Genomic DNA, 16,987 nt, shown 5'->3' with positions numbered 1-16,987 from the left:
AGGTAGCCGGGGGTGCCGGCGAGTAGTGCGGTGATGGTGCCGTGGATGCGGGTGCCGAAGGCGAAGTCGAAGCCGGAGAGGTATTCCATCCAGGTGGACGGGTCGATGAACATCCGCACCTTGTCCTCGACGAAGAGCGGGTGCGAGGTGTGCACGGGAATGTCGCTCTGCTTGCCTCGGTGCTCGGCGGCGTCGCCGTAGAGCAGGGTGCCCAGGGTCTTCAGGTCCTGAGGCACGTAGCGCAGGTTGGGGTAGCGCTGGTGGTGGTGGGTGACGATGTCGGCCATCGAGGAGACGTACGGCGAGATGGTGAGCGCGATCCGGTCTTCGGTGCTCAGGGTCGCCTTCGGCTTGTCGATGCGGAGGCTGTCGCCGTGCAGGAACATCGACGGGCAGCCGATCTGCTCGACCGCGGAGAAGCCCAGGGTGCGCAGGTAGTCCTCGGTGACCTCGCCGCGTACGCCGATGCTGTGCGATCGGTCGAGCACCGCCCGGCAGAAGGCGCGGACCGGCTCGTCGATCGGGCGTAGGTAGTCACGGTCGCCGTCGACGTTGGTCTGCACCCCGACCCCGAACACCACCACCGGGATCTTCAACCGCTCGATCAGCCGGGTCATCGATTCCAGTCGGTGCGCGTAGCTGCGCCGGAACGCGTTGGCCAGCGGGATCACGAAGACGTCGTACTTCTCGTTGATCTCGGCCGCGGTGCGCGGGTCGGCCCGGAACCACCGCGACGGAGTGATCTTCGCCGTCGAGGTGGCCAGCAGCTTGTACGCGGCGTGACTGAAGACCAGGTTGCCGCTGTTGTCGCCGATCCAGTTCCGTTCGAAGGTCTCCTCTGGGGTGACGACGTCGAACGGACCCTTGCGGGCGCGGAGCAGGATCCGCTGATGCATCCGGAGTTGTCCACCTTCCATCCCGGGCGTCGCGGCGCCCGGCGGGAACCGGACCGGTCCGGCAGCGCGCGATCCCCGTTCCGTGCAGGAATGCGAATTGTATGCTATTGGGCAGGCTCGATAAAGGGCGGCCGCGCCCTGGTCCCGGTCGGGGCGACACGCCCGGCGACGGTGCGTTCCGGTCGTTTCGGCGGTAATTTGGGCCCGTGCTCCCGATCGCGCTCACCTGCCCCATGTGGTGGGTGGCGCGCTGGACGGCCCGCATGCTGGCCAGCCTCGCTGTGGTCGTCTCCTGCTCGATCGGCGCCGCGACGGTGCCCATCGGCCCGGCCGTGGCGGCTCACGCGGCTGCCCACACCCTCGCCGTCGACACGTCGCCTCTCCGGGCGGCGCACCTCGGTACCCCCGCGCCCGGTTCCGCCGGCCCGGGCCGCCGGGTCCTGATCCGCTGGACCGATTCGGCCGCCGAGGTGGCCGGCCCGGCCGGCACGGCAGCATCCGGCGTGATGCGCTCCGACGCGCGCGGTCGACAGTGGGGGTCCGGCTCCGACGCGGTGGGCATTCCGGTCGTCGTACCCGACTCGGCGGCGCGGCGTGTGGTCGTGGTCACCCCGGTAGCCGGGCCCGTCCTGGCCGGGTTGGTCCCGGCGGCCGTCGGCTCCCGGGCCCCGCCGGCCCGCTGACGATCCCGCGGGTCACCGACCGCGTTCCCCGTACCGACCGAACCCTCACCCCGCACCCGCTCGACGGCGGCCCGGCGGCGCCCGCATCCGGTCGCGCCCCGCCCCGCGAGCCCGTGCGGACCTCTCCGCCGCGTCTTCCCGTGAGGTGCCGACCATGCACAAGACCGTTCTCTACCATTTCCTCACCAGTGTCCCCACGGCCGCCGCCATCTGGTCGATCCTGCTCGTGCTCGCCCTGGGCGTGTTGACCATGCTGGTCACCCGACCGGAACGCCCGGTTGATCCCGGCCCCGATCCGGCCGCCGAGGAGGCGGCCCGCCGCGCCGACCTGCGCCGATACGCCGACGAGGTGGCAGTTGCCGCCGCCGGGGCCGCACAGACCGCCCGCCGGCGTCGCGAGCAGTGGCTGACCACTCAGGCGGCGGCCGAGCGGGCCTGGCGGGCGTACGACGAGGCCGAGACGATCGCCCGGCGCCTCGCCGGGGCCGCCGTGCTGCCCGAGCCGCGCACCCCGCGCACGCCGGCCGAGTACGCGGCCCGGGAGCGGTGGCTGCACCGGGCGGCGATGGCGGCGCACTGGCGGGGCGAGTTGACCGCCCGGCAACTCGCCGACGTCCTCGCCGGCCGTAACGGGTGGGACCCGCGCCGGCACCCGGCCGAGCAGGAGATCGTCCTGGCCCGGGCGGTACGCGACGGCCGGCGGGCCGGTTGGCGGGCCGCCGCCGAGCGGGAGCAGCGGGCGTGGCGCGACGCCGAGGTGGCCGCCGAGGCGGCCCGCACCCTGGCCGCCGAGGCGTACGCCGCTGCCGAGGCGCTGCGCCCCGGCCCGGTCCCGGTACGCCGCACCGGGCCGGTGGCCCCGGCTCGCGCGGCGGTGTCGTCCGGCGTACGCGCCGCCCGCTTCCGACCGGCGCGGGTGGGCTGAATCGTTATTCAAATCCGGTGAGCCAGCTCACCACGAGCGGGGAAACGGTCATCCGGGTCGGCTTGGTCGATGAACTGCCGCAATTCCCGGCCGATCGTTCACTCGATGTCCGATTCCGGCCCGACGGTTCCCTGATAACTGCATGTCCCATTGAGTGGCGTCAGTTGTCTGCTGTTCCGGTCAGGGCCGCTGAATCCGATGTTTAAGCAGGTAGGAGTGCTTGGCAGAGGGGCGAGCCCACCGGTAGTGTCGGCGCGTCCGGTGCGGTTCCCGGTCGCAAATGGCGACGCCGTGCCGACCCGCTCAATCGTGATCTCACGAACCGGGGACCCAGGGCAACACCGGGGTGAATCCGCGAGCTGCGGCCCGCGGTAGGGCGTACTTCCCGCCCGAATCCGTCAGCTAACCCGGTAGGCGGTTACGGAAGGAGTGCCATCCTCGTGCGCACCACCCCCCGTTCCACCCCGATCCTCCACGGCGTCGCGGTGCCCCTGCTCGCCTGACCGGCGAGCCGAGTTTCGGCAACCGCCCCCGCAGCCCGGCTCACCCGGGCGCCTTCCCACCCCGCGGCCAGCCCGCCCCGCAACGCGCGTGAGTTCATCCGCGCGTCAGGCCGGCGTGTGCCGCTCGGCCCCTCGTGGAGGAACACGTGAAGCACCACCTGAAGCGTCAGCTGCGGCGGCTCGCGACCGAGCGTCCGTACCAGATCGTCGCCGGCTCCGCCGCGGCTCTCGTGCTGGCCGGCGGCGCCACCGCCGCGGTGGCCGGCGCCAACGAAGCACCCGTCCGCCAGGAGAACACCGCCGCCGTCACCGAGCTGGCTCCCCGCCTCAATGAGGTGGCCAGCCGTGGCGAGGCGCGGGCGGCCGCTGCGGCCCCGGCCCCGGCCCCGGCCCAGTCCGACTCGCCGAGCGCGTCGCCCTCGGCGTCGGCGAAGTCGTCTCCGTCGGCGTCGCCCGGCGCGGCCAAGGCAGACCCGGACGTGACCGCTGCGGCGAAGCCGAAGCCGCCGTCGACCAAGATCCTCGACTATCACTACCAGGCGCAGACCGCCTACTGGAACTGCGGCCCGGCCGCCGTGCGGAACGCCCTGAGCGCGACCGGCATCGAGACCACCCAGGACGCGATGGCCGGCCCGCTGCGCGCCGGCGAGTACGGCACCAACTCCGCCGAGGACACCACCCGCGGGCTCAACCAGATGGTCAAGGGTAGCCCGTACCGGACGCACACGATCTCCGGCCAGGCCGCGACGCCGGCCCAGATGGACCAGCTCCAGGCCGACCTGGTCAACGCGATCGGCAACGGCCGGGGCGTGGTGGTCAACATCGCCGGCTCCGCCACCGACACCAACGGCGGCTGGCACTCGTTCCCCGGCGGCCACTACATCGCCGTGGTCGGCTACAAGGACGACGGCCGGACCGCGCTGATCGCCGACTCGGCCGACCCGTCGCTGCCGTCGTACTGGATCACCACCATCGACCTGGCGAACTGGGCCGCCACCCGCGGCTATTCGGCCTGATCGCACCCTCCCCGTCGGGCACCGGCTCCTGCGAGCCGGTGCCCGACTTCGTACGCGGGTGCTCGCGCGTCGCCCCGCTCCGATGGCACACTGCGCCGTATGGCCGACGAGACGGGCAACCGCCATCTGCTGCTGCTGCACGGTCTGGGCGCCACCGGCGAGGTGTGGCTGCCCTGGGCGCCGCTGCTGGAGCGCGGTTGGGCGGGCCGCTGGCTCGCGCCCGACCTGGCCGGCCACGGCTGGTCGCCGCCGCTGCCGACGTACTCCTTCGAGGCGCTGGCCGAACGGGTGGTGGCGGGGCTCGGTCCGGTGGCCGAGCGGCTCGGCCCCCGGGATCGGCTGGTGCTGCTCGGGCACTCGCTCGGCGGAGTGGTGGCACTGGCGTTGGCGGCGCGGTCGCGGCGGCTGCCGGTCGACGCGGTGATCGGGCTCGGCATCAAGGTCGCCTGGACGCCGGCTGAGCTGGGCAAGGCCCGTGAGCTGGCCGAGCGGCCGGTGACCTGGTTCGCCAGCCGGGACGAGGCGGCCCGCCGCTACCTGCGGGTCGCCGGGCTGACCGGGCTCTTCGCCCCCGACCACCCGGTGGTGGACGCCGGCCTGCGCCGCGAGGACGGCCGCTGGCGGCTGGCCATGGACCCGGCCGCGTTCGCGGTGGGAAAGCCGGGGCTGCCCGCCCTGCTCGCCGCGACCGACGTGCCGGTGCTGCTGGCCCGGGGCGAGCAGGACCCGATGGTGAGCGACGCGCAGCTCAAGGAGTTGGGTGTCCCGGTGATCACGCTGCCGGGGCTGGGCCACAACGCGCACGTCGAGGATCCTGCCGCCGTACTCGACCTGCTCGCGCCGTACGCGCCGCCCGACCGGCCGTGATGTCGTCGCCCCGCGGACAGGGCGACGACATCACGACCGCGGGTTGCCGTCAGTAGAAGCAGCCGGTGGCGGGCAGGGAGGACGGGGCGGGTACGGCGGTGCCGTCGTAGAGGGCCAGCAGCATGTTCTGCGGGCAGCGGTTGGCACCGTTGACCCGGACCTCCAGGTGCAGGTGCGGGCCGGTCACGTTGCCGGTGGCCCCGGTGTAGCCGAGCACCTGACCGGCACCGACCCGCGAGCCGGACGCGACCGAGCGCGACGACAGGTGACAGTAGAGGTAGTACGCGCCGTCGTCGCCGGTGATGCCGATGCCGAGGCCGCAGCTGCCGCCGGCGTACCCGATGGTTCCGGAGGTGATCGCGTACGCGGTTGTGCCGGTCACCACGGGCAGGTCGATCGCCGGGTAGTCGTGGTGCCGACTGGTGTAGGCGCTGCGGGGCAGCACCGACTTGCCGATGATCAGGCGGTAGTTTCCGGTGCCGCCGCTGCTGCCGCTGCCGCCGATCAGGTACTGCCAGGTCGTCGGCCCGGCGATGCCGTCGACGGCGAGGCCGTTGCGCGACTGGAACGACTGCACCGCCGAGGTGGTGGCGGGGCCCCAGGCGCCGTCGACGGCCAGGCCGTAGCCGTGCTTGTTGAGCGAGGTCTGCAGCGCGCGGACCGCGTCGTTGTTGGCCCCGGCGCTCAGGGTGACCACCAACTTGCCCCAGGTCTGCGCCCCGATGACGCCGTCGGCAGAGAGGCCGTTGGCCGACTGGAACGTCTTCACGGTCGAGGTGGTGCCGGTGCCGTACTGGCCGTCGACCGTGATGCTGTAGCCGCGGTGGCGGAGCAGGTACTGGGCGCTGGTGACGTTGGGGCCGGTCGAGCCGTTGCTCAGCAGGGGCCAGGCCGGCGCCGCGGCCTGGGCTGCCGTCGGGCCGGCCAGCGCGGTCGATACGGCGAGCGCGACCGCGCCGAGCCAGAGGGTGAGCCGACGGAGGACGGTTGGCATGCGTGCTCCTTGAGCGAGAGACGTGGCGGCGAGTGGGCGCGCCGCATCGCCGGTAGGAGCCGGCGGCATCCCGTCGCTCGGCTTCCCGGCAGCAAGAATGAAGATGAACATGAATGTTTTCAGTGACGAATATATCATGGTGATCTTCGACACATCAAGGCCGCTCCGGTCGGTGGCGACGGAGCGGTCAGGCGGTGGGTGGATCAGGCGGTGGGGGACAGCGGCGAATCGCTCTGCGTGACCGCGTCCGCGGCGCGCGCCCCCAGCGGAGCCCAGCCGGGGTCGAGTTCGCGGCGGGCGGCGTCGAGGAACGCCTCGGCGTACGACTCGGTGGGGAAGTCACCCAGGTAGCGGGTGCGGGTGGCCCAGCGGGCGGCCGCCTTCGGGTCGGTGTCGAGCAGTTCGGTCAACACATTGTCAATGTTGGACATGTCCTGACGCAGCACGTAACCGGAGCCGGCGAGGGGGAACCGCGCGACGAAATGCTCACCGTCGGCGTGCATGTCGGTGACCGCGTACGGCTTGTTGGAGTAGAGCCAGTCGGAGATGACCCCGGAGACGTCCGAGATCAGCGCGTCGGCCCGGTTGACGCACTCGGTCAGGGTCAGCTCCCGGCTGGCCGCCGCCCCCCACAGGTGGGCCCGGCCGGACCTCGCCCGGTCCGCCGACAGCATTTCGGTGAGTCGGGCCAGCTGCCGGGCCGACGCCGGGTTCTGCGCCGTGTACGGGTGGGCCCGCAGGATCACCGTGGCGCCCCGGTCCAGCAGCCGACGGATCACCGTCTCGGCGACCGGCAGTGAGCAGTAGTTCGCGTCGGCGTGGTGCCCCGTCCAGGTGGGCGTGTAGAGCACGGTCGGCCGCGTCAGGCCGGGGGTCGGCTCCCGGCGTACCTCGATCGCCTCCACCTGGGGCCGGCCGACCACGACGAACTTCTCGGCGGGGATCTCCACGCCGGCCCGGGCGTACCGGTCGATCGCGGCCTGGCCGGCCACGAAGATCTTGTCGAAGATCGCCGCGACCGGGTTGGCGCTGGGTGCCTTGTCGCTGTCGCCGTGGTGCAACTGCACGTGCGTGAGCTGCGAGAAGCGGACGCAGTGGTTGTTCTTCGCACCGTGGTTGACGTAGAAGGCCGCCCGCAGGCTCGGCACCAGGGCCTCGTCCAGGGCCTTGCCCGTCGGGCAGAACACCACCGGCGCGCGGGTCGCGGCGGCGATGGTGGGCAGGAACCGCGGCTCCCGCAGCAGGACCAGGAACGGCCGCCCGATCCGCTCCAGGTACGGCAGCCACATGGTGACCTGGTATTCCGAGCCGGGCGGGGCGGAGAAGTAGAGCACGAACTCGGGCCGGTGCCGGCGCAGCGCCCGGCCTATCGGGCCACCGCCGGTGGCCGGCCGGAACCGGCGCCGGGCCAGGTCCAGCCCGACCGCGCCGCAGGCCGCCCCGACCAGCAGGGCCACGGCCAGCGCCATCCAGGCGGGCAGGGTCAGGCCGGCGGCCACCGCCACCAGGGCGAGCAGCACCAGCAGCGCGTCGCCGAGCCGGGCGGCGATCAGCGGCGTCCAGGTACGGACCGGAAGGTTGGCCGCGCGGATCTCCAGGGCGCCGGCGTCGCGCAGCGGCCCCACCAGCAGCACCAGGCCGAGCAGCACCAGCGCGGTGGCGGCCATCGCCGGGTCGAAGCCAGCGTCGAGCCGGCGGGCGTAGGCGACCAGGATCGCGGCGGCGACGAGCGCCGACCCGGCGACGCCGTCGGCGCTCGGCCGGACCCGGCGTTCCCAGCCGGCGGCGGCCAGGGCGGCGACCGCGATCGCCAACCCCCAGCCGGTCGCCCCGGTGAGCGCCACCACGAGGAAGGCCAGCACCGCCAGCCCGGTGGTCAGCACCCGGGCGAGCAGTTTCCGAGCCAGCTCAGCACGCATGTCGCCGGATCGCCTCCGTCCTGCCGTCAGCCGGCGTCGATGCCGGTGGAAAGCTCGTCGGCGGTCGCGGCGGGCTGCGCCGGCACCGCCACCGCCGGCTCGCCCGGCGCCCGGCGTACGTCGATCACCTGGCCGGTCAGCTCGGAGATCAACACGTCCAGTGAGGCCCGGGCGACCACCTCGGCCGACAGCAGAGTGTGCTCCGGCTCCTCGCCGAACGCCTTGGTGCGCATCGGGGTCGCGGTGCGCTCCGGATTGACGCAGTTGACCCGTACGCTGAACTCGGCCCACTCGTCGGCGAGCGCCTGGGTCAGGTTGACCAGCGCGGCCTTGGTCGCCGAGTAGAGCGCATACCGGGCCCGGCCCCGGGTGTACGAGCTGGAAGTGTAGAGCAGCAGCTGGCCCTTGGTCTGCCGCAGGTACGGCAGCGACTGCCGCGCGATGGTGACCGGGCCGACGAAGTTGACCTGCAGGAGCCGGTCCATCGTCTCCTCGTCCATCTCGGCGAGGGCGCCCCGCTCCAGGATGCCGGCGGTGACGACCACATGGTCGATCCGGCCGGTCGCCTCGAAGGCGGTCTTCAGCGCGCTGGCCACGTCCTCAGCCCGCTCGACGTGGGTGCCGGTGGTGGATCGGCTGAACGGGAATACCTGGGCGCCGTAGCCGCGGGCCAGTTCGGTCAGCTCGTGGCCGATGCCGTAGCTGCCGCCGAAGACGACGATGGTCCGGCCGGTGAGCTCCTCGCCGTAGCTGCGGTCATCGTCCACCCGGGGGGCCTGGGCGGAGGCGAGCTGAAAGAGCTTGTCGGCCAGGTGCACGTCGACCGGGTGGGTGACCTTGATGTTCTCGTCCGAACCGTCGATCACCTTGATCGGCGTGCCGGGCAGATAGCGCAGCACCACACCGCAGTCGTCGGTGGCGGCGAAGTCGGGGTCGCCCTCGGCCCGCTCGTACGCCTCCCGGATGGTGCCGGACCGGAACGCCTGCGGGGTCTGGCCCCGGCGCAGCGTGGCGCGGACCGGGATGTCGGTGATGCAGTCGTTCTCGTCGACCTGGATGATCGTGTCGGCCGACGGGATCGCCACGTCCACGGCCGAGTACGTCCACAGCGCGTTCACGCACTCGCGCACGATCCGGGCGCTGACCAGCGGACGGACCGCGTCGTGGAAGAGGACGTTGACATCGTCGCCGCCGATCGTGTCGAGGGCGATGCGGGTGGTGGCGTTGCGGGTGTCGCCGCCCTCGACGACCTTGCTGACCTTGCGGAAACCGGCCTTGTCGACGATCCGCTGCGCCTCGGCCACGTGACCGGCGGCCATCAGCACGATGATCTCGTCGATCTCGGGGGCGGCCTCGAAGACGGCCAGGGTGTGTTCGATGATCGGTTTACCGGCGATCTTGAGCAGTTGCTTGGGGATGCCGAGCCCGAGCCGCGTCCCGGTGCCGCCGGCCAGCACCACCGCCACCGTCCGCGACGGTCGCCACGGTGTCGCCGCAGGCACGGCGGCGTCCGGGCTGGTGGTGTGGTCCTGCATCATTACCGATCCTCACTTTGCGGGGGGACGGGGGGTTTACGCCTCGATGACCGGGTGGCGAATTTTGGTCGGGGCCGAGGTAACACTAACGCGGACGACGGAGCGCACCGACCTGGCGAACCCGGGCCGGTGCGCTCCGTCGTGCTACTTCTGGCTCTCGTACGCCGCGCAGACCTCGGCGGTGGGGCCGTCCATCTTCAGGACGCCCCCCTCCAGCCAGATGGTCCGCTCGCAGGTGTCCCGGATCGAGCTGATCGAGTGGCTGACCAGGAACACGGTGCCGGCGCTCTCGCGCAGCTCCCGCACCCGCTGCTCGCTCCGGGCTCGGAACTTGCGGTCACCGGTCGCGAGGGCCTCGTCGATGAGCAGCACGTCGTGCTTCTTGGCGGCGGCGATGGCGAAGCGCAGCCGGGCCCCCATGCCGGAGGAGTAGGTGCGCATCGGCAGCGAGGCGAAGTCGCCCCGCTCGTTGATCCCGGAGAACTCGATGATCTCCGGGGCCAGCCGCTTGACCTCCTCCGGCGGCATGCCCATGGCCAGGCAGCCGAGCACCACGTTGCGTTCGCCGGAGAGGTCGTTGAGCAGGGCCGCGTTCACGCCGAGCAGCGAGGGCTGGCCCAGGGTGTAGACCGCGCCCCGGGCGGGCGGGAGCAGCCCGGCGATGGCCCGCAGCAGGGTCGACTTGCCGGAGCCGTTGCTGCCGATCAACCCGATCGCCTCACCCTGGTACGCGGTGAAGCTCACCCCCTTGACCGCGTGCACCTCGCGGACGTTCGGCGCGTTGGTCCGGGTCACCATGCGCTTGAGGGCGGAGACCGGGCTGTTGCCGCCGGTGGCGCCCTTGTGGATGCGGTAGATCACGTGCACGTCGTCCACCACGACGGTGGGGACCCGTCCCGCGTCGGCGACGGCGGTGCTCACCGCCGGTTGGGTGTGCTCAGCCACGGCCGTACTCCTCTTCTCCGCGCCAGAAGTAGACGAACCCGCCGAGTCCCATGACGACCGCCCAGGCCACGGCGAAGCCCCACAGCTGCAGCGGCGGGCCCACCAGGTTCGCCTGGTGGGAGTCCAGCAGCGCGTACCGGGCCAGCTCGATGAAGACCAGCGCCGGGTTGGCCTCCATCAGGGTCGCCGCCCAGCCCGGAAGCCGGTCCTCGAAGAGCTTGACGCTGTAGAGCACACCCGAGGCGTACATCCAGGTGCGCAGCACGAACGGCATGACCTGCCGCAGGTCAGTGATCTTCGAGCCGAGCCGGGCCATCACCATCGTCAACCCGACGTTGAAGACCGTTTGGAGCACCAACATGGGCGCGAGCAGCAGCCACCGGAAGGTCAGCGGCTCGCCGGTCAGCAGCACGATGATCGCCAGCACTCCCATCGACATGAGCAGCTGCTGCAACTGCACCAGGGTGACGGTGATCGGCAGCGCGGCCCGGGGGAACTGGAGGGCCCGGATCAGGCCCAGGTTGCCGGTGATCGCGTTGGTGCCCTGCAACGCCGCGCTCTGGGTGAACAGGAAGATGAAGACGCCCGTGCAGAGGTACGCGATGAAGTTCGACACGTGCCGGTTCTGCGAGATGATGACGCCGAAGATCAGGTAGTAGACCGCCGCGTTGGTGAGCGGCGTCAGCACCTGCCACAGTTGGCCGAGCTGTGTCTGACTGAACGACGAGGCGACCTTCGCCCGCGAGTACGCGGTCATGAAGTGTCGGTAGGCCCACAGTCGGCGGGCGTACTCGGCCAGGGGTGGGCGTTCCCCGGCGACCCGCAGTCCGTACCGCTTGGCGAGCTGAGCCTGGGTCAGTCCGGAGTCGGGGGCGGCCACCGCGGTGTTGGCCATGACAGGTGCTCCGATCTTTCGTGCCGATGGGGAGCAGGTGAAAGGTGTCGCGGCGAGAGAAGCTGGCCCGCCGGTGCGGCGGAACCCCCCCCCGGCTGCTGCGTGGAAGGTAGTCCAAAACACGTCGGGACGCAACCGTACCGTCGTTGCGCTACATTGTCCCACGTGACGACCGAGAAGAGGCGCGCGCCGGCGGGCGCGGCGGTGCTGCGCGGCGAGATCACCACGGCGATCCGGACGGCCGTCGTGCAGGAGTTGGCCGAGGTCGGTTACGGCCGCCTGTCCATCGAGGCGGTGGCGCGCCGGGCGGGGGTCAGCAAGACGGCAATCTATCGCCGTTGGCGGTCGAAGCTCGACCTGGTGCTGGACATGGTCTCCGCCGTGGCGGGGCGTAACCTGCCACTGCTGGACACCGGCAGCCTCCTGGGCGACCTGGAGATCCTGCTGCACGTGCTGGCCCGGGCGCTGCGGCACCGGCTGGCCTCGCAGATCATTCCGGACCTGCTCGCCGAGGCCGCCCGCAATCCCCAGATCGCCGAGAAGCTCCAGCAAGCCCTTGGCGACTACCAGCAGACCGTCGGGCGGATCCTGATCGGCCGGGCGGTCGAGCGCGGGGAACTGCCGCCGGAGACCGACCCGCGGTGCGCGGTCGACCTGATCGTCGGGCCGGTCTACTGGCGGATGGCTATTTCCCGAGCTCCACTGGCTGCCGAAGAAGTGCCCCGGCTGGCCTCCGCAATCGTCGCGGCGCTGCGAGTAGCATGCGTTGGGCCCGTTCGCGACAAGGTGGAAGTCTGACCCGGAGCCGTCCTGGCGGTCTGACAACCGAGCATGAACATTGGGGTACAACTGGTCGGACAATGGTTGCGGCCGGGTTATCTCCCCCAGAAACCTCTACCATCCCAATTCGCCCCCAAGTGACAACCGTGTCGACAGGAGGAAGCCCCATGGTCGGGCCGCACCCAGAGTTCATTCCCCCAGCACGACCGATCATCGGTGAGGCGGAGATCGAGGCGGCGGTCCGGGTGCTGCGCAGCGGCCGGGTCGTGCAGGGTCCGGAGGTCGCGGCGTTCGAGGAGGAGTTCGGCGAACTGGTTGCCGGCCGGCACTGCATCGCCGTCAACTCCGGCACCTCGGCCCTTCAGCTCACCCTGATGGCGCTCGGGTTCGGCCCGGGCGACGAGGTCATCGTGCCCTCGTTCTCCTTCGCCGCCAGCGCCAACGCCGTTCGCCTGGTCGGCGCCGAGCCGATCTTCGTCGACATCGAGCCCGGCAGCTTCTGCGTCGACCCGGAGGCGGTCGCCGCGGCGATCACCCCGCGCACCGTCGCGATCATGCCGGTGCACCTGTACGGCCACCCGGCCGCGATGGACCGAATCATGGCCATCGCCGAGCGGCACAACCTCGCAGTGGTCGAGGACGCCGCCCAGGCGCACGGAGCCAGCCTGCACGACACCCCGGTCGGCGCGTTCGGCACCGCCGGCTGCTTCAGCTTCTATCCGACGAAGAACATGCACGCCCTGGAGGGCGGCATGGTCACGACCGCCGACGCCGGCCTGGCCCGGACCCTGCGGCTGCTGCGCAACCAGGGCATGGAACAGCGGTACGCCAACGAGATCGTCGGTGCCAACATGCGGATGACCGACGTGGCCGCGGCGATCGGCCGGGTGCAGCTCCGCCAGCTTCCGGAGTGGACCGAGCAGCGGCGGGCCAACGCCAAGTTCCTCGACTCCGCCATCACCGGGATGGTCGTCCCGCCGGTGGTCGACGGCGCCCGGCACGTCTACCACCAGTACACCGTGCGGGTGAAGGGCAACCGCGACGCCGCCATGGCCCGCCTCACCGAGCTGGGCATCGGCAACGCCGTCTACTACCCGACTCCGATCCACCGGCTCACGCCGTATCTCACCGAGGATGGCACGCCAGGTCCGTGGCAGCTGCCGGAGACCGAGCGGGCCGCCGCCGAGGTCATCTCGCTGCCGGTGCATCCGTCGCTGAGCCAGGCGGACCTCGACCGGATCGCCGAGGGCGCGAACCTCGCCGGAGGTGCCCGGTGAGCGAGCGGAGTGGCGGCATGAGCCAGAGCGGCAAGCTGCGCGCCGGCCTGATCGGCCTCGGCGCGATGGGCCGTAACCACGCCCGGGTGCTGTCCAACCTGGACGGGGTCGAGCTGGTCGGCGTCGTCGACCCGGCCGGCGACGTCACCGGCACGCTGCGCGCGCCGGTGGTCCCCGAGCTGGGCGACCTGCTGGCGATGGGCGTCGACTACGCCGTGGTCGCCTGCCCGACCGGGCTGCACGAGCAGGTCGGGTTGGAGCTGGCCCGCAACGGCGTGAGCGCGCTGATCGAGAAGCCGCTGGCCCAGTCGGTCGAGGCGGCCACCCGCCTGGTCGAGGCGTTCGAGTCCGCCGGGCTGGTCGCCGGCGTCGGCCACATCGAGCGCTACAACCCGGCGCTACAGAGCCTGCGGGTCCGGCTGGAGGCCGGCGAACTGGGCGAGGTCTTCCAGGTGGTCACCCGCCGGCAGGGCCCGTTCCCGCACCGGATCGCCGACGTCGGCGTGGTGATGGACCTGGCCACCCACGACATCGACCTGACCAGTTGGGTCACCGGCCAGGAATACACCTCGGTCTCGGCCCGGACGGTCTCCCGTAGCGGCCGGCTGCACGAGGACATGGTCGCCGTGGTCGGTCAGCTCGCCGACGGCACGATGGTCAACCACCTGGTGAACTGGCTGAGCCCGCTCAAGGAGCGGTCCACCGTGGTCACCGGGGACAAGGGCTGCTTCATCGCCGACACGCTCACCGCCGACCTCACCTTCTACGCCAACGCTGCGATCGACACCGAATGGGAAGCGCTGCGCGCCTTCCGCGGGGTCGCCGAGGGCGACATGGTCCGCTACGCCATCCCGAAGCGTGAGCCGTTGCTCGTCGAGCACGAGCGGTTCCGCGACGCCGTGGAGGGTAAGCAGAGCGACATCGTCACCCTCCGCCAGGGCCTGCGGACCGTCGAGGTGGCCGGCGCGCTGCTGCGGTCGGCCTCCGATGGCAGCACCGTCAGCGTCGGGACGCGGAACGCGCCCCGCGCCGAGGGCGTCCTCCCCATCCGCTGACCCGGCGGGCTGCGGTCCGCCCCGGCGGGCCGCGGCTTGCGGGTTCACGTCAGCCCCTCACAGAAGGACAGCGAATGTCATCGCCCACCCGTCCACCGAGACTCGTCGTCCTGGTAGCGAACGGCATCACCGGAGACTCCCGCGTCCAGAAGACCGCAATCGCCGCCGCCCGGGACGGCTGGGACGTCGTCCTGGTGGGCCGTAGTGCGAGCAAGAAGCGCGGGGAGCCGACGCGCTCCGCGATGGGCCCGATCGAGGTGCTTCGCGTACCCGTCGTACCGGTCCTGTCCCGGGACCCCGCCCGCCGGCACCGGATCCGGCGCGCGTTCACCCAGTTCCGCATCCCCGACAAGCCGACGCTGACCCGCTACCGGGCCCGGCACCAGGCCTGGCTGCGCGCGCAGACCGGCAAGCCGAATCCGCCGCCGCGGGCCTGGATCAAGGCGCACGAGGCGTTTCACGAGCTGCGCGTACGGGCTTGGGGCTGGGAGCAGTTCCACGGCAACAAGCTGCTGCCGCCGACCGGTGACTGGCGTACCGACTGGCCGACCCTGCTCGACATCGACCTGGCCTTCGGGCCGGTCCTCGAGGAGCTCGAGCCGGACGTCATCCACGCCAACGACATCAACACCATCCCCACTGCGGCGATGAGTGCCGCCCGGCTGCGTGCCCGGGGCAAGAAGTGCGTCTGGATCTACGACGCCCACGAGTACGTCCAGGGCGTGGAGTGGCCGAAGCCGCAGCAGGCCAGCGGCGTCAAGGCGGCCGAGCGGGAGTTCATTGCCCGGGCCGACGCGGTGGTCACGGTCTCCGACCAGATCGCCGAGCTGCTGCGTACGCAGTACGGCCTGGCGAAGAGCCCGTTGGTGGTCGGCAACTCGCCGGTCCGCGCGGGCATCGGCAGCGGCAAGGTCGAGGCCTCCGTCCGCGTGCGGGCCGGCCTCGCCGAGGACATCCCGCTGATGGTGTACGGCGGCTGGATCGGCCCGGAGCGGGGGTTGGACACCGTCATCGCGGCCCTGCCACAGCTGCCCGAGCATCATCTGGCGCTGGTCACCGGGGGGGTGACCCCGCTGCTCGAGGAGCTGCTGGCCAAGGCCGAGGCGCTCGGCGCCCGCGACCGCGTGCATCTGCTGCCGTACGTTTCGCCGTACGAGGTGGCGGACTATTTCAGCTCCGCCGATCTGGGCCTGATCCCGTTCCGGCGCACCCCGAACTGCGAGCTGTCGCTGCCGACCAAGGTCTCCGAGTACCTGCACGCGCGACTGCCCCTGGTCACCAGCGACGTGCAGGTCGTCCGGGCGTTCGTCGAGCAGCACGACATCGGCGAGGTGTTCGGTGCGGGTGACGCGGCGGGCTTCGCCGCCGCGGTCAAGCGGGCCACCGCCCGACGGTCGGAGCTGGCCGCGAACATCACCGAGCCGGTCCTCGACGAGCTCTCCTGGGAGCGGCAGAGCAGCAAGCTGCTCACGCTCTACCGAGAGATCTCCGGCCGCGCGCCGGCCGCACCACGCCCGGACGTGTCGTGGGCGGTGCAGGAGCGGCCGGCGGGGCTGCTGCGCGGCCGGGCGACCGAGCGACGCGAGCTGCCGGCCTGGCGTGCGCTCTCCGACACCAGGATCCGGCTCGGCCTCGGGCCGGCGAACTACGCCGGGCAGGCCGCCGCCTTCGCCAAGGCGATCACCCGCGACCTGCCGGATGTGTCGATCGAGGTGGTGATGAACAAGCTCCCCACCTCGTTCGACTACCCGGCCGACGTCTACCTGGACTCGCTGCGGCAGCCGGAGCTCGATTTCCAGACGGAGCAGCTCCACCGGGTGCTCAACCGGTACACACACGTGCTGGTCGATGCCTTTATGCCGCTCTTCGGCCATCTCAACGGCGACAACATCGCGGGTGACCTGGCGGCACTGCACAAGGCCGGCATCAAGGTGGCGCTGCTGGCGCACGGCAGCGAGATCCGCCACCCGGGGCGGCACCTGAAGCGGCACGAGTTCTCGCTCTTCGCCGACGCGCCAGAGGGCATCGCGGCCAAGCTGCAGAAGAAGGCGGAGCGGAACCGCCGGGTGGCCGAGGAGTCCGGCCTGCCCGCCTTCGTCACCACTCCGGACCTGCTGGAGGACCTGCCCTGGGCCACGTGGACGCCGCTGGTGGTGGACGTGGAGTCCTGGGCCTGCGATCGGCTGGTGATGGAGCGGTCCCGCCCGCTGGTGCTGCACGCACCGTCGAAGCGGTGGACAAAGGGCACCGACCGGATCCTCCCGGCCATGCAGGCTCTGCACGACAAGGGAGTCATCGAGCTGCGCCTGGCCGAGGGCGTGGCCTGGGCCGAGATGCGCAAGCTGGTCCGCGAGTGCGACCTGGTGCTGGACCAGTTCACCACCGGCAGCTTCGGCACCTTCGCGGTCGAGGCGATGGCGGCTGGCAAGCCGGTGGTGGCGTACCTCAGCGACCAGGTGATCAAGACGGTCGGTGGTGACCTGCCCATCGTCAACGCCTCCCCGGCGAACCTGACGGAGGTCGTGGAGTCGCTGCTCGACGACCGGGACGCCACCGCCAAGCTCGGGCTCGCCTCGGCCCAGTACGCCCGCACGTACCACGACGGCACCTGGACGGCGCGGCAGCTCGCCCCGTTCCTCGGCTGAACCCGGTACGACGACGGCCCGCCGACTCCGGTCGGCGGGCCGTCGCGCGTTC

14 protein-coding genes and 1 riboswitch are annotated in these 16,987 nt (G+C 71.6%); of the genes, 8 read left to right on the top strand and 6 right to left on the bottom strand.

What is annotated here, in order from left to right:
- Positions 1–896 (bottom strand): polysaccharide pyruvyl transferase family protein (locus ABZ671_RS09250; RefSeq protein ID WP_357853790.1); only part of this gene is annotated, 896 nt, incomplete at its 3' end.
- 206 nt (positions 897–1,102) lie between these two features.
- On the opposite strand from ABZ671_RS09250, the gene ABZ671_RS09245 reads away from it, so the two are divergent.
- From ABZ671_RS09245 to ABZ671_RS09230, 4 genes are all read left to right on the top strand, one after another.
- Positions 1,103–1,579, top strand: a complete 477-nt coding sequence (locus ABZ671_RS09245; protein WP_357853787.1) for a hypothetical protein — start codon at positions 1,103–1,105, stop codon at positions 1,577–1,579.
- A gap of 154 nt (positions 1,580–1,733) precedes the next feature.
- Entirely contained in the window at positions 1,734–2,504 is a 771-nt protein-coding gene (locus tag ABZ671_RS09240; protein ID WP_357853784.1) for a hypothetical protein, read from the top strand.
- 290 nt (positions 2,505–2,794) lie between these two features.
- Positions 2,795–2,936: riboswitch (cyclic di-AMP (ydaO/yuaA leader) on the top strand.
- Between the two features lie 205 nt (positions 2,937–3,141).
- The gene (locus ABZ671_RS09235; protein WP_357853781.1) at positions 3,142–4,023 is read left to right on the top strand and encodes a C39 family peptidase; all 882 of its coding nucleotides are present in this window, start codon (positions 3,142–3,144) and stop codon (positions 4,021–4,023) included.
- A 99-nt stretch (positions 4,024–4,122) separates the two neighbouring features.
- The gene (locus ABZ671_RS09230) at positions 4,123–4,890 is read left to right on the top strand and encodes an alpha/beta fold hydrolase (RefSeq protein ID WP_357853778.1); all 768 of its coding nucleotides are present in this window, start codon (positions 4,123–4,125) and stop codon (positions 4,888–4,890) included.
- Between the two features lie 49 nt (positions 4,891–4,939).
- Here ABZ671_RS09230 and ABZ671_RS09225 read toward each other — a convergent pair whose 3' ends face one another.
- The 5 genes from ABZ671_RS09225 to ABZ671_RS09205 all read right to left on the bottom strand — a co-directional run bounded on the left by ABZ671_RS09225 (position 4,940) and on the right by ABZ671_RS09205 (position 11,178).
- On the bottom strand, positions 4,940–5,884 hold the full coding sequence (locus ABZ671_RS09225; protein WP_357853775.1) for a peptidoglycan-binding protein: 945 nt from the start codon (positions 5,882–5,884) through the stop codon (positions 4,940–4,942).
- A gap of 203 nt (positions 5,885–6,087) precedes the next feature.
- Positions 6,088–7,803 carry a CDP-glycerol glycerophosphotransferase family protein gene (locus tag ABZ671_RS09220; protein WP_357853772.1) on the bottom strand — a complete coding sequence of 572 codons (1,716 nt, stop codon included), beginning with the start codon at positions 7,801–7,803 and terminating at the stop codon, positions 6,088–6,090.
- Positions 7,804–7,829: 26 nt separating this feature from the next.
- Positions 7,830–9,341 carry a bifunctional cytidylyltransferase/SDR family oxidoreductase gene (locus tag ABZ671_RS09215; RefSeq protein WP_357853769.1) on the bottom strand — a complete coding sequence of 504 codons (1,512 nt, stop codon included), beginning with the start codon at positions 9,339–9,341 and terminating at the stop codon, positions 7,830–7,832.
- A gap of 141 nt (positions 9,342–9,482) precedes the next feature.
- Positions 9,483–10,283, bottom strand: a complete 801-nt coding sequence (locus tag ABZ671_RS09210; protein ID WP_357853766.1) for an ABC transporter ATP-binding protein — start codon at positions 10,281–10,283, stop codon at positions 9,483–9,485.
- On the bottom strand, positions 10,276–11,178 hold the full coding sequence (locus ABZ671_RS09205; RefSeq protein ID WP_357853762.1) for an ABC transporter permease: 903 nt from the start codon (positions 11,176–11,178) through the stop codon (positions 10,276–10,278). The genes ABZ671_RS09210 and ABZ671_RS09205 overlap by 8 nt, the downstream gene beginning before the upstream one ends.
- 165 nt (positions 11,179–11,343) lie before the next feature.
- Here ABZ671_RS09205 and ABZ671_RS09200 point away from each other — a divergent pair, with 165 nt between their 5' ends.
- The 4 genes from ABZ671_RS09200 (at position 11,344) to ABZ671_RS09185 (ending at position 16,935) form a co-directional block, all read left to right on the top strand.
- Complete coding sequence (locus ABZ671_RS09200; protein WP_357853759.1) at positions 11,344–11,976, top strand: TetR/AcrR family transcriptional regulator; 633 nt, start codon at positions 11,344–11,346, stop codon at positions 11,974–11,976.
- A 149-nt stretch (positions 11,977–12,125) separates the two neighbouring features.
- A complete protein-coding gene (locus ABZ671_RS09195) occupies positions 12,126–13,235 on the top strand; it encodes a DegT/DnrJ/EryC1/StrS family aminotransferase (RefSeq protein WP_357853756.1) in 1,110 nt (369 codons plus the stop codon).
- Positions 13,236–13,252: 17 nt separating this feature from the next.
- Positions 13,253–14,290: a Gfo/Idh/MocA family oxidoreductase gene (locus tag ABZ671_RS09190; RefSeq protein WP_357853839.1), complete on the top strand. Its 1,038-nt coding sequence runs from the start codon at positions 13,253–13,255 to the stop codon at positions 14,288–14,290.
- Between the two features lie 74 nt (positions 14,291–14,364).
- The gene (locus tag ABZ671_RS09185) at positions 14,365–16,935 is read left to right on the top strand and encodes a glycosyltransferase (protein WP_357853753.1); all 2,571 of its coding nucleotides are present in this window, start codon (positions 14,365–14,367) and stop codon (positions 16,933–16,935) included.
- Positions 16,936–16,987 lie beyond the last annotated feature (52 nt).

The sequence above is a fragment of the Micromonospora sp. NPDC006766 genome, assembly GCF_040636055.1.
GTDB lineage: Bacteria > Actinomycetota > Actinomycetes > Mycobacteriales > Micromonosporaceae > Micromonospora.
This window is presented reverse-complemented; position numbering and strand designations above follow the sequence as displayed.